Origin of the sequence: Paraburkholderia lebeckiae, from assembly GCF_014201005.1 — a bacterium.
Lineage (GTDB): Bacteria > Pseudomonadota > Gammaproteobacteria > Burkholderiales > Burkholderiaceae > Paraburkholderia > Paraburkholderia tuberum.
This window is the reverse complement of the sequence record NZ_JACHDK010000023.1, coordinates 1-12434: the sequence shown is the minus strand read 5'-3', so window position 1 is coordinate 12434 and position 12434 is coordinate 1. Positions and strand designations below refer to the sequence as shown.

10 protein-coding genes and 2 pseudogenes are annotated in these 12434 nt (G+C 61.8%); 6 read left to right on the top strand and 6 right to left on the bottom strand.

Going from position 1 to position 12434, the window contains the following annotated elements; all coding sequences use genetic code 11:
- Positions 1 to 26: 26 nt before the first annotated feature.
- The 4 genes from HDG39_RS28825 to HDG39_RS28810 all read right to left on the bottom strand — a co-directional run bounded on the left by HDG39_RS28825 (position 27) and on the right by HDG39_RS28810 (position 6579).
- Complete coding sequence (locus tag HDG39_RS28825) at positions 27 to 2381, bottom strand: sensor domain-containing protein (RefSeq protein WP_409259216.1); 2355 nt, start codon at positions 2379 to 2381, stop codon at positions 27 to 29.
- 189 nt (positions 2382 to 2570) lie between these two features.
- Positions 2571 to 3932 (bottom strand): metallophosphoesterase family protein, encoded by a 1362-nt coding sequence (locus HDG39_RS28820; RefSeq protein WP_184010833.1) that lies wholly within the window; start codon positions 3930 to 3932, stop codon positions 2571 to 2573.
- A 212-nt stretch (positions 3933 to 4144) separates the two neighbouring features.
- Entirely contained in the window at positions 4145 to 5437 is a 1293-nt protein-coding gene (locus tag HDG39_RS28815) for an NRAMP family divalent metal transporter (RefSeq protein ID WP_184010831.1), read from the bottom strand.
- A 308-nt stretch (positions 5438 to 5745) separates the two neighbouring features.
- Complete coding sequence (locus HDG39_RS28810) at positions 5746 to 6579, bottom strand: class II glutamine amidotransferase (RefSeq protein ID WP_018422973.1); 834 nt, start codon at positions 6577 to 6579, stop codon at positions 5746 to 5748.
- Between the two features lie 181 nt (positions 6580 to 6760).
- On the opposite strand from HDG39_RS28810, the pseudogene HDG39_RS28805 reads away from it, so the two are divergent.
- The 4 genes and pseudogenes from HDG39_RS28805 to HDG39_RS28790 all read left to right on the top strand — a co-directional run.
- Positions 6761 to 7066: pseudogene (locus tag HDG39_RS28805) on the top strand (molybdopterin-dependent oxidoreductase); the annotation flags it as partial.
- 79 nt (positions 7067 to 7145) lie between these two features.
- A complete protein-coding gene (locus tag HDG39_RS28800) occupies positions 7146 to 7817 on the top strand; it encodes a SagB/ThcOx family dehydrogenase (protein ID WP_184010827.1) in 672 nt (223 codons plus the stop codon).
- A gap of 18 nt (positions 7818 to 7835) precedes the next feature.
- Positions 7836 to 8078 (top strand): hypothetical protein, encoded by a 243-nt coding sequence (locus HDG39_RS28795; protein ID WP_184010825.1) that lies wholly within the window; start codon positions 7836 to 7838, stop codon positions 8076 to 8078.
- A gap of 136 nt (positions 8079 to 8214) precedes the next feature.
- A complete protein-coding gene (locus HDG39_RS28790) occupies positions 8215 to 9108 on the top strand; it encodes a class I SAM-dependent methyltransferase (protein ID WP_221305898.1) in 894 nt (297 codons plus the stop codon).
- A 6-nt stretch (positions 9109 to 9114) separates the two neighbouring features.
- Here HDG39_RS28790 and HDG39_RS28785 read toward each other — a convergent pair whose 3' ends face one another.
- The gene (locus HDG39_RS28785; protein WP_239499198.1) at positions 9115 to 9393 is read right to left on the bottom strand and encodes a hypothetical protein; all 279 of its coding nucleotides are present in this window, start codon (positions 9391 to 9393) and stop codon (positions 9115 to 9117) included.
- A gap of 248 nt (positions 9394 to 9641) precedes the next feature.
- Positions 9642 to 10583, bottom strand: coding sequence for a cation diffusion facilitator family transporter (locus HDG39_RS28780; protein ID WP_184010823.1), 942 nt, complete (start codon positions 10581 to 10583; stop codon positions 9642 to 9644).
- 441 nt (positions 10584 to 11024) lie between these two features.
- Between HDG39_RS28780 and HDG39_RS28775 the strand changes: the two genes are divergently transcribed.
- Positions 11025 to 11399, top strand: coding sequence for a DUF1428 domain-containing protein (locus HDG39_RS28775; RefSeq protein ID WP_184010821.1), 375 nt, complete (start codon positions 11025 to 11027; stop codon positions 11397 to 11399).
- Positions 11400 to 11650: 251 nt separating this feature from the next.
- Positions 11651 to 12130, top strand: a pseudogene (locus HDG39_RS28770) (VOC family protein).
- The last annotated feature ends 304 nt before the right edge of the window (positions 12131 to 12434 follow it).

The window sequence follows — 12434 nt, the reverse complement described above, 5'->3', positions numbered from 1 at the left end:
GCGCGCGGTCGTCGGGGAGCTGTTCGTCAGTTGGAGCAGTAGCTGGTTGCTCCCGCTGCGGACAAAGGCACGAAGCCTTCGCACTGAACCAGATTCTCCGCATTCATCGGCTTCGTCAAAAAGAACCCTTGCACGTAGTCGCAGCCTGCTTCGCGCAGCGCATGCAACTGTTGATTCGTTTCGACACCTTCGGCCGTCACTTTGATGCCGAGTTCGTGCGACATCTGAATGATGCCTCGAACGATCGAGGCGGCCGCCGCGTCGCGGCCCAGCCGGGCCGTAAACGAGCGGTCGATCTTGACGATGTCCGGCGAAAAATCGGCCAGATAACGCAGGCTCGAGTACGCCGTTCCAAAGTCGTCGATGGCGATGCGCACGCCAAGGCGCTTGAGCGCCATCAGCGTTGTCTGCGCGAGTGAGGGGTTTTCCATCAACGCGCTTTCGGTCAGTTCGATCTGGAAGCAGTGCGGCGGCACCCGATGTTTTCGCAGCGCCTGATCGACTATCGCGACAAGCGAGTCATCTCTGAGTTGACGCGCGGACACGTTCACCGACATGGACAGATCTTTCCTTCCGGCGGCCTGCCAGACGGCCAGTTGAGCGAGGGCCGCGTCCACGACCCATGCCCCGACTTCGATGATGAACCCGCTTTCTTCGAGGATCGGAATGAATCTGCCCGGACCCACCAGGCCTCGTGCTGGATGATTCCATCGAACCAGTGCTTCGACGCCTTTCACCGCCAGAGAGGCTGGCTCATGAATACCCTGGAAATGCAGCACGAATTGGTTCGACGCCAGCGCCGTGGGCAGATTGCACTCCAGTTCGAAATCGCCGAGCACATCGCTGGATGCTTCGTCGGCGAACCGGAAGCCGTTGCGACCGCCTTTTTTCGCCGCATACATCGCGATATCCGCGCTCGTCAGCAGCGCCTCGTGATCGCGGCCGTGCTCGGGAAAGATCGATATGCCGATCGACGCCGTGACGAATGGCGCGGCGTGGTCTTTTCGAACGTCGCTTGAAAACAGGTTCAGCAGAGACTGCGCCAGGCTCGCCAACGTGGCCTTGTCGCTCTCGCCCCTGACGATCACCGCGAACTCGTCTCCGCCGAGGCGCGCTACACAGGCATCCGGCGGCAGCGCTCCCTGAATGACTTTGGCGATGTCCTGCAACAGACGGTCAGCGGCCGTATGGCCCAGCGTATCGTTCGGGACCTTGAATCGGTCGAGATCGACGAACATCAGACCGAAGGCGACGTTCTGCCTGCAAAGCGTCTTCATCTGGCGGATCAGCGCGCCCCGGTTAGCCAAACCTGTCAGGCCATCGGTGTAGGCCAGATGGTCGAGCGCCGCGAGGCGTTCCTGTTCCAGCGTGATGTCCTCGCTGACACCGATGATGCGCACCACGTTCGCGGAGCCGTCGCACACGGGATAGGCCGTGCTTCTGATCCAGCGCAGGCAACCATCCGGACGGCGGATGCGGTATTCGACGCGACCTTCCGCCACCTCGGACGCGACGCGGTTCATCTCGGCGAGCAATGGCTCCAGATCGTCCGGCACGACGAGATCGAGCCACGCGGAAGGCCTGTTGCCAAGCTCTTGAGGCGTAATGCCGAACACGCTTTCGACACCTGCGCTGACATGATGACAGTGTTCAAAATGCGAGCTATACGAATAGAACACGAGCCGGACATGCAACTCCATCTCATGCATCAATTCATCGCGTTCGCGCAGTGTCTTCAACAGCTCGGATTGCTGGGTGACGTCCTCTGAAGCACAAAGCAGCGCGCTCACCGCACCGTCGTCGCCCGTCACTGGCGTGAGCGTGGAGTTCCACCATCTGGTACGCCCCCTCGTCGTCGCGCAGCTTCCAGTGAACGATGTGCTCTTGCCGGAAACGGCGCCCGCCAAAGCCTTCTCGGCGGCCATGCGGTCCTCGCCGGTCCAGAAAGCGAGCCAGTCCGCGCCGGACAGTTGCTCCGGTGACTCCGCTTCCATCAACATCGCGCCATGCTCTGACACCCGCAGCATTTTTCCGTCGGTAGCGAGCACCTTCAGGCAGTCGCGATTCGCGTGCAGAAGCCCGCTCGCCAGTGCGGTGGCCGCGCTTTGCCGCGCGTAATCCAGGCCGAGTTTGCGACGAACGATCGCGAGTCCGGCGACGCCCGATACCATCGACAATGAGATACGCAGCGTAGCCGCCGCTTCGCTGACTGCTTGATGCACAAGAGCGCCGATGCCAACGCCGGCAACGACGGCAATGCAGAAACTCGTCAGCGGTATGGTCCTGCGTTGACCATACCGCGACAGGAAATAGGAAAGAAACTGCTGGTTGCGAGCTGACCGGCCATTGGCGTGTGCAACGCTATCGACCGGGGTCTCGATCGGGTTGCTTTTTTTAGGACGCGCAGCCGCTTTGAATCTCACGCTGTTCTCCGACTACCGGGTTGAGCGACGGCTCGAACGCTGCGAGCCGCCTCACTTTTATTATTACGGTAGCAATTCACAAAACTTTAATGCGGGGAAACGAGCGGGAACCGTGGTTCGCATGAGTTCGGGGCGGTTGCGCACCCATCAGCCCTGATGGGGCTTGACCTGCGCGAACTGACGAATGCGCTCCGCAAGAGCGGGTACTCCCGAGTCGCGAGCCACGTAGTGAGCGACCTGCCGGGTGGCCAGATCGATGGTCACCTGATCGTCGGGGGTTTTCGTGTTGGGTCCGTCAACGGCGGGATGGTATTCGATACGCAGTTGCCTCGCGTTGGCGACGAGCCGCAAATAGCCGAAGTTGCGGTCGTCGTAGCTTTCAAGGACCACGGCATCCGTGTCTTTCGACGCAGCCTGGATCAGTTGCGGCGCGCGAAGGGGCGGCTGTCCGTTGGTGGTGAGTCGCTGCACGGCGTGACCGCCGTTCCCGCAAACGATGTAAGGGATGTGGGTGTCATCGGAGCGGGTTCGCGTAAAGCGCTGATAGTTGTGCGCGTGTCCCGCGAGGTCGGCATGCGGCCAGATACCGACCTCATTGCAAACTGTATCGATCTGCTTTTGCATCTCGACACTCCAGCCATGACGGCCGCGCGCCACATAGGGCGGATGGTGATGCGCGAAAAGCAGGGCGCCTCGATAGTTCTCTTTCTTCACCCGCAATAACGCCGCTTTCAGAAACTTCAGCTGGCTGTTGCCGATGTGACGGTCCGCGATCACGCCTGGGTCCTCGAGCGTATTGCTGTACAACGCAATGATGCGCACGAACGGCGCCTCGAACGTGAAGAAAACGCCTGGCTGAATTTGCGCCGTCCGGGAAAGATTGCCCGCATCGGGAGAGACCTGGAAGCAGTCTGAGCAGAAGTTCCTCAGAAAGGCCTGCAGGCTCTTCTCATGCTGCAACGGCGAAACCATTCCGTCGTGATTGCCGGCAGCGGCGAGAATCGGCGCATGATAGTTGCGGTACGGCTCGTAGAACTGATCGTAGTAGTACTGCGCTTCGCCAAAGCTGTAGACGATGTCGCCCAGCAGGAAGTTGAATTGCGGCACCTCGGCGGGATCGGCTTCGTCGAAGTCGCTGACCATCTTGTCCGAAACTTCATTCTGGGTGATCGGACCTTTCGTACTGCCGCAATCGCCGGTGGCGTGAAAGACGATCTGTCCGTTCGCGCTGATCGTATCGAGGAGCTTCTGGTTGTTGTCCACCACCTCCGCAAACGTCAGCCGGGGCTCGGTGCCGCCGCGCGGTGGCGGAAACGGCAGCGCCTTCAGCTTGTGCTCGCGGTTCAGTTCGTCGATGACCTTGTAGGCTGCGGCATCGGATGCGTGCCTGACCACGAAAGTCTGCGGGTCCGGCGTGGGTTGTGGCTGCGAGAAAACGGGCGCGGCGAGAATCCTGTCGCTGCGGTTGCCGCGTGCGGCTGACGATTCGTCTGAACGCTTTTTCGGCATTTGCAATCCTCCTTGATCGTCGAACGGGAGCGGCCACGCTGTTGTCGGCAAACCGTCAGCATGTGACGGCGCCGTCGCCGGCCGGATGCACCGTTCAGACGAACCTGAAACGGGGAAGTTCAGATTCGCTTGCCGTTGCGCAACCCGTGCGGCCCGAATTGCGGCGCACCGCTGTTCCGTGCGAAAGCCGGGTTCACGGTGGCACGCGTCTGTTACGACGGCACGAACACGCCCACAGCCGCCAGCGCCATCGCGAGCGTTGCGAGCCACCCTCCCCAGGCCAGCACGCCCGTGACGGCGAACTGTCCCATGACCCGCCGGCTTCGCGCCATCAGCATCATGATGACCATGATCGGCACCGCGGTAACGCCATTGATCACCGCGCTCCAATACAGCGCGCGGATCGGGTCGAAATGCATGAAGGTGATGGCCACACCGCCCAGGATGGCCAGTGCGATCACCGCATAGAATTCACGCGCGAGTGTCAGATGCAACGCGAGACTGCTGCGCCAGCGAAAGCTGCCCGCGGCGGCGTAGGCGGCCGAGCCGGCGAGGACCGGCAGCGCGAGCAGGCCGGTTCCGATGATGCCGAGCGCAAACAGGACGTAAGCGAAGCGCCCGGCAAACGGCTCGAGCGCCCGCGCGGCATCGGCCGAGGTTTTCACGTCGATGTGATGCAGATGCAGCGTAGCCGCCGCCGTCAACATGATGAAGAATGCAATGAAGTTGGACACCCCCATGCCAACCCACGTATCGAAACGGATCCTTCGCAACTGCGCGGGCGCCTGGTGCGGTACGCGGCGCAACGGCGCCTGTTCCGGCGCCGAGCGCATTTCTTCGACTTCCTGCGACGCCTGCCAGAAGAACAGGTACGGACTGATCGTCGTGCCCAGCACCGCGACGACCATGGTCAGATAGTCCGACGTCAGCGAGATGCGCGGCAACACAACGGCGCGCGCGACTTCACCCCAAGGGATCGGAACGATGAATGCGACCGCGACGTACGCGAGAAGCGAGAGGGCGGTCCACTTCAGAATGCGCGCATAACTGTCGTAGGGGACAAAAATCTGCAGAACGACGCAGAGCGTCCCGAGGCCGACGACATAAAGGTGCTGCGGACCAGGCAGCAGCAATCCGGCCGCGGCGCCCATCGCCGACAGATCGGCGGCGATGTTGATCACGTTTGCCATGACGAGCAGGGCGACCCCGCCGTACAGCAGCCACGCCGGATAATGCGCGCGTATGTTGGATGCGAGGCCCTTGCCGGTTACCCGGCCAATCTGCGCGCTCACCAGCTGTATTGCGGTCATCAATGGATACGTGATCAGGATCACCCAAAGAAGGTTGAATCCGAACTGCGCGCCGGCCTGCGAATAGGTGCCAATTCCTGACGGATCGTCGTCCGCGGCGCCCGTGATCAGGCCAGGGCCCAGGCGTCTGATCCAGGATCGCTCCACCGAATCGCGTACGGCGGATTCCGGCTCGATCAATTTTTCGTCGTTCATATATGTGTCACCTCGCGGCAACGTTTAGCAAGTCGCGGGCCCGGGCGTTCGTGCCAGCGTCGCGCGGCTTCGGGAGGCGGGCATAGGAATCGGCTGCACATCTTGGATGCGCTCGACGAGCGCACCGGCGAAGATGCGCAAGGCGCCTCCGCTGAAAGTGCGTGGAAATGCGGGTTTCTGAACGGAGTAACGAACTTTGGGCCGTGCCGGCGGACACCGTCACTCATGGTGCGCAAGAGGCTTCGTCCGCAACTGGATCTCGTCGATCGCGTAAGGCAAGTCTTCGAGCACGATTGGCTTGGCGCTGCTCAGTCCAGGCGCGGCTTGAACGCATACTGCCCAATCTCGCCGCCGCGCGCGACCACCGCCGTGCTCTCGGGAATTTCCTCCCAAAAGCCCGGCAAGTCCGCGAGTGGCTCGGACAACACGAGGAACGCATTCTCGCCGGCGGTCTTGATGCGCTCGTCGTCGGGATACAACTCGCGCAGATGACGGAACGACGTGCTGTGAAACAGCGAGCGCGACTGTCCTTCGCTCGAATAGCGGACCGCGATGATCTGCTCGCCGTCGGTCGCGCACACGGTCATGTTCAGCGGTTCATCCACGCCATGCCGGCGGCCGGTGGCTTCGACGAAGCCGACCATCCGTTCGAGCGCGGTGACGGGCGCGAGCTCCAGCCCGAAGGTCAGCGCGAGAAAAAACAGCACCTCGGAATCGGTCGAGCCTTCGATGGACGGGAACAGATCGGGGTCGATCTTCACCATCAGGTCGCGGCGCACCGCCGGATAGTTGCGCACCAGGCCGTTGTGCGCGAACAGCCAGCGGCCGTGACGGAACGGATGACAGTTGGTTTCCTGCGACGGCGTGTCGGTCGCCGCGCGCACGTGCGCGACGAACAGCGGCGAGTGGATTGCCCGCGCGGCCTCGCGTAGATTGCGGTCGCTCCACGCGGGCTGGATGCAGCGGTAGCGAAACGGAATGTCAGTGGGATGTCCATACCAGCCGATCCCGAAACCGTCGCCATTGGTGGTGGTGGCGCCGAGCCGGGAATGCATGCTCTGATCGATCAGCGAATGCCGGGCGTTGAACAGCACGGTTTCGAGCTGAAGCGGATTGCCGGTATAAGCGAGCCAGCGGCACATGATTGCTCTCCTGTCGGTTGCGCGTGACAACCCTACACCACCCGCGGGCGGCGATTGTAAGACCAAAGTCCGATTGAGGCGGACACCGTACCTGTCACTATGCCAGTTGGCGTTTAGGTGCTTCCGTGCCGGGCATCGCTTTGAGCTTGCACCGGCCTGATCTGATAGAGGCAGAACGCGCATGAGCCACTTTCTGGACAGGTTACGTTACTTCACGGCCCCCCGTCCCCAGTTCTCGGATGGTCATGGTGTGAATTGCACGGGATCCTGCTCATGGAAGATCTATGCGGACTGGTACAACTCCACGTTCATCATGATGTGGGGGTCGAACGTGCCGCAGACCCGCACGCCGGATGCGCATTTCATGACGGAGGTGCGCTACAAGGGCGCAAAGATCGTCTCCATCTTTCCCGACTACGCGGAAGGCGCCAAATTCGGCGACATCTGGCTGCACCCCAGGCAAGGTACCGACGCGGCGCTCGCGCTCGACGAGGCCGCAAACGTGCAGCACTGAGATTGCTGCAGGCTCTGCCTGCCCGCCTGCTTTTTTGCTGATGGAGGTGCCGATGAAACGCCGTGAACTGTTGGTTGCGCTGGCCGCAGGCGCGCTCGCCGAGGGTTCTACCGGCCTGGCGCAGGCAAGCCAGGCGAAATTCACCGGTCAGATCGATCTGCCCAAACCCAACCTCAAAGGCACGATGTCCCTGGAAGAAGCCATCGAGAAGCGCAGGTCCGTGCGCAGATTCGCGCCAAAACCGCTGCCGGTCGAGGCCATTGGCCAACTGCTGTGGGCTGGGCAGGGCATCACCAGCTCGGACGGCAAGCGCGCGGCTCCGGCGGCTGGCGCTTTGTACGCGCTCGAACTTTACGTGGTCGCCCCCACAGAGGTGATGCACTATCTGCCTGATGGCCACCGGGTCGAGACGCGGGCGACCCACGACCTGCGCCCCGAGCTGAGAGCACTGGCGGTCAACCAGGCGTCCGTCGAGGCGGCCCCGGCCTTGCTCGTGGTGGCCGCCGACCCCAGTCGGCTGACCGCGAGGTATGGCGGGAGAGCGAATCTGTATGCCGATCTCGAGGTCGCGCACGCGACCCAGAACATGCTGCTCCAGGTCGTTACGCTTGGGCTCGTCGCGGTGACCGTGGGCGCCGTCGACGGAGCGCCGGCGGCGCGCAAGCTCGGCCTGCCTCACGGCCAGACCGTCGTCTATCTGATCCCGGTAGGTTTTCCGGTCTAAGTCATTGCGTGAGGCGGTATGAGTTCGATCGACGTCGGCCTCCATGAGGCGATCCAGCGATATCTGGGGCAAGACGAGAAATACGAGCAGCGGGCGCGACTGGCCGAGGGTCCCGTTTTCCAGTTTCTGGAGAACCTGCGCAATCGCGGCGATGACCCGAACGAGATATTGAACGAGCAGGCCGACGCGGCCGAGCATGAAATAAGGAATTTCCGGGCCGTACGCGATGCGTTCAGAGCGTCGCTCGTCACGGTCGTCTGACACGCGGGCTGGAGGACTGCGGTCCTTCCCCGCGCGACGGCCTGCGCGAACATCGATGCACCGGCCAGCAGTGCGGCAAACACGAACTTCGAAGGAGCGGGTATCGTGTGTGCCATGTCAACTTCGCGTGGTGCCTATGAAGCCGATTCTCGTGCGCTCGACCCTGGCGGAATATTCGAAGCGTCGTGCCGTCCGTTTCGCGATGACGGTGATCGCGACGATCATGGCCGGATGCGTTTCCTCCTCACAGCCGACCGGTCATGTCACGCCTTCGCAAGCTTCCGATGCGAAGGCGCTCGACCAGGCGGTCGCCAATCCACAACGCAGTCAGACCGCCCGGGCGCGCGACGTCTATCGTCATCCGGCGCAGACGTTGCGCTTCTTCGATCTGAGTCCGACGCAAACCGTGCTGGAGATCGCGCCGGGCGGCGGGTGGTACACGGACATTCTGGCGCCCTATCTGCACGACGCGGGTCACCTGTACGAAGCGCAATATCTGAGCACGTCTGCGGACCTGGCCGCGGAAGACCGGTCAATCGATGCAGAATATTTGCGTAAGCTCGCGGGCGCCCCCGCAATCTACGGAAACGTCGTGGTCGGCACATTGCACGCGGGCCAGTTTTTCGGCTTCGATGCACACGAGCGATTCGATCGCGTGCTCACTTTTCGCAACATTCACAACTGGATCAAGGATGGGCAGCTCGATGCCAATCTGCGTGCGTTCCATGACGCGCTGAAGCACGGGGGCGAGCTTGGCGTGGAAGAACATCGCGCCCGGCCCGGCTCGACGGTACAGCAGATGATCGATACCGGATATGTGACTGAAGCTTTCGTGATTGACCGGGCACAGGCGGCCGGTTTCGTGCTCGCGCAACGCAGCGAAATCAACGCGAACGCGCGAGACACGAAGGATTATCCGCATGGCGTATGGTCGCTGCCGCCGGGCTACGCGGGCGGTGACGTCGACCGCTCGCGCTACGCCGCAATCGGTGAATCGGATCGCATGACGCTGAGATTCGTCAAGCCTTAGCGTGTTCTACGGGCGCCAGCCGCGAGCGGTAATCGGCCGACGCGTTGGGCTGCGCTCAGTTTGTTGCACGACCCGCAGTAGCGTATCGACACAGTCCAGCGCGTCCGACAGTCGCCCGAGCACGATCAGCGAGCGGGCCGCATCGAGACGACCGTGAAACATCGCGTCGCGCGGTCCGGCCCGTTCCACCATGTCGATGAGCTGCCTGATCTCGGCCTTGACCCGCGCGCAGTCGGCGGGGCAGTAGCGGTCAATCCAGTTGCGCAGTGCGCGGATCAGCACCATGCAATCGTCGTACTCGCACTGCACGCTATTCATTGTCACCTCGGCCGTATCCCGCTCGGTGCCGCAAGCGGGATGCCGACTCTTCCCAGCTCAGTCTCATTGCCTGTTCGCGATCTTGCAGATCACACGACTCCGAAGCTCGATCGTCCATCGCGGCCCCCATTTGGGGAAAACCACCCCGAATCTCGCCTGCGTCTGTGAACGAAGCAAGCGGCGCGCCACGTGTCGCCCGGCGCTTCGCATCATTGCTAGAGCGGGGCGCGGCCATGTTCTCGCAGTTCGGGCTCGAAGAATATCCATCGTGCGGCTGGAAAACGCGCCTTCAGGTCGTTCTCGATTCGGTCGATCGTGCGCACCATATCGCTTGCACTGTCGTGTGGTTCGAGTTCAGCCTGAATCGCAATCACCAGGTCCTCCGACCATTTCAATGCGATCAGACTGACGATGCGGCGAACTTCGTTGCGCTCGCTCAGCCACGCGCGCATTTCATTGCGTACGCGCTGGTGCGCCGATTCACCGACGAGGAGCGATTTGATCTCGCGCATCGAGAACAGGGCCGTGGCCATCAGCACAATGCCGACGCCGACGCTGCCGAGCGCATCGTAAAGCGGATTGCCGGTGAGAACGGTAGCGCCGATTGCGATCAGGGAGACGAGCACTCCCGTTACCGCGGCGGCATCCTCGCTGACCGCGAGCATCACGGAAGGCCGACCGCTTTCCCTGAACCAGCTCAACAACCCCCTGGCGCGATGCCGGGGCTCGATCGTGCGAATGGAGGCTCTGAGAGCGACTGCCTCGATCACGCCGGACACGCACAATACGCCAATCGCGAGCAGAGGGCTCTCAAGCTGAGAGTGATGGATTGCTCGAAAACCGCCTATCACGATCGACGCAACACCGCCGAAGATGAAAAGCTGCATCGCCACCAGCATTGCATAGACATAGGTCTCGCGACCGAACCCGAGTGGATGTTGCTCGTCGGGCTGGGCGCGCGCCGCGCGATGGCCGACGAGCAGGGCAAGCTGGTTCAGGCAGTCCGCACTGGAGTGGACGGCTTCGGCGAGTGCGGACCCCGAGTTGGTATAGAACGCGACGGCGAATTTGCATGCGGCTACAGCGACATTCGAAGTCAGGGCGTAGTAGACCGCGCGTGGCGCAGATGATGTTTGCCGCCCTGACCCGGCCCTCATGACCCTATCTCCCTGTTCGCCTCGAAACCGGGCGATTCCCGACCTTGCAGAATGAGCAGCAAGAAGCAGACCTCAAATCGCGACCGCAGCCGGATGTGGCGAATTGCTGACCGTGGCGGGCATCGAGAAACCCGACGGCAGCGTCCTGCATCAGCGAACTCACGCCCTCCTCCCCGGAGGGAGGGCGGTGTCCATTCCATCTCGACCCACTCCGGTCAGACAACTTTCTCCAAACCGGTCAGTCGGCCAAATCCAAATTTCGCAAACTGGAGTGCCACTAAGCGGCCGTTGGCGACCTCACCCAATCGGCCAAAACCGGCCATATGCATACCGAACCCGCTCTGCGGCACAGTGGGCCGGTGACCCGACGCCGTGGGGCAAACCAGAACGACGCCGAGCGCGATTGGTCTAATTCTTTGCATTTACCCCAGCGGAGGTCCCATGTCGCACTACATCGACGCCATCGTCATTCCCGTTCCCCGTGCCAACCTCGACATCTACAAGCGCATGTCCGCAGAATGGGGCAATGCCCACCTGCGCCACGGTGCTCTTTACTACTCCGACTCGATCAGCGACGACGCTCAGCCCGGTAAGATCACCTCGTTTCCACAGGCCGTGCAGCTCAAGGATGACGAGGTGATCGCATTGGCGTGGGTCGTGTATCGGAATAAAGAGGAGCGCGATCGCATCAGTAAGGCGGTCATGGAGGATCCGCAACTCAAGGAGTCGATGGACCCCTCGAAGATGCCCTTCGACGGCAAGCGCATGTTCTGGGGCGGCTTCGAGACTATCATCGGGCTCTCGGCCGGCCAATAATCGGGGCCACGGAGGATCAGCACGCAAGGGGTCCTTGAATCCCTTTTCGACACTTATGGAAAGCTTTCCATAAGTGTCGGACCTCGTCCTTCGCTGCCAATGAAAGCTGTCGTTCAGGGATCGAGATGATCGAACAGCTGCAGTAGATAGCGTTGCACCCGTAGAAAATCCTCGACAACAGGAGAACTCATTCGCGCGGTACGTGCCCTTGATCATGTACGAGCGTGGTCGCTATTTATTGGAGAACGAGGATGGTGAGCAAGAACACGATCTGTCTTTAGTACGACGGTACGGCCGAGGAGGCCGCGCGGTTTTATGCCGAGACGTTCCCGGACAGCGCAGTGGGCACGATCCTTCGCGCGCCTGGGGACTATCCCGACGGCAAACAGGGCGATATTTTGACGGTCGAGTTCACCGTGATTGGTGTCCCTTGCCTCGGATTGAACGGCGGTCCGGCGTTTAAGCACAACGAGGCCTTCTCGTTCCAGGTTGCGACCGACGACCAAGCCGAAACTGACCGTTTGTGGAATGCGATCGTCAAGAACGGCGGGCAAGAAAGCGCATGCGGCTGGTGCAAGGACAAGTGGGGCCTGTCGTGGCAGATCACACCACGCGCCCTTACCGCCGCCATTGCCGATCCTGACCGCGTGGCGGCCACGCGCGCCTTCGACGCAATGATGCAGATGAGAAAGATCGACATCGCTGCGATTGAAGCGGCTCGCCGCGGCTGACTTTTCATTGATCGCCGCAGGCCGAGAGCCGCTGTTGCAGGTCGATCCTGGATCGTTGTCGTCGGCCAGGATGGACGCCCAGCAATGTCCGCTACGGGTCGAGTTATGCCTTTTGCATGAGGCGCGCACCTGGATGCGATCGTCGCGCTCGATCGTCGGACGCTAGCCGGCCAACTACGGACGTTGGACACCAGCGCCTCGATCGTCGACACCCATTAGCGGGCCCGGTGTCAAGTGAGCAAACAATACCCTCGACTGCCCGAGCAGCCGAATCCGATTGCACTGACGGAATGCAGTAGCCGAG

Excerpts from the sequence above, each read along its gene's own strand:
- HDG39_RS28780 (WP_184010823.1), bottom strand. The coding sequence starts at position 10,583 with ATGAGGGCCGGGTCAGGGCGGCAAACATCATCTGCGCCACGCGCGGTC.
- HDG39_RS28800 (WP_184010827.1), top strand. The coding sequence starts at position 7,146 with ATGAAACGCCGTGAACTGTTGGTTGCGCTGGCCGCAGGCGCGCTCGCC.
- HDG39_RS28775 (WP_184010821.1), top strand. The coding sequence starts at position 11,025 with ATGTCGCACTACATCGACGCCATCGTCATTCCCGTTCCCCGTGCCAAC.
- HDG39_RS28815 (WP_184010831.1), bottom strand. The coding sequence starts at position 5,437 with ATGAACGACGAAAAATTGATCGAGCCGGAATCCGCCGTACGCGATTCG.
- HDG39_RS28810 (WP_018422973.1), bottom strand. The coding sequence starts at position 6,579 with ATGTGCCGCTGGCTCGCTTATACCGGCAATCCGCTTCAGCTCGAAACC.
- HDG39_RS28820 (WP_184010833.1), bottom strand. The coding sequence starts at position 3,932 with ATGCCGAAAAAGCGTTCAGACGAATCGTCAGCCGCACGCGGCAACCGC.
- HDG39_RS28785 (WP_239499198.1), bottom strand. The coding sequence starts at position 9,393 with ATGGTGCTGATCCGCGCACTGCGCAACTGGATTGACCGCTACTGCCCC.
- HDG39_RS28790 (WP_221305898.1), top strand. The coding sequence starts at position 8,215 with ATGAAGCCGATTCTCGTGCGCTCGACCCTGGCGGAATATTCGAAGCGT.
- HDG39_RS28795 (WP_184010825.1), top strand. The coding sequence starts at position 7,836 with ATGAGTTCGATCGACGTCGGCCTCCATGAGGCGATCCAGCGATATCTG.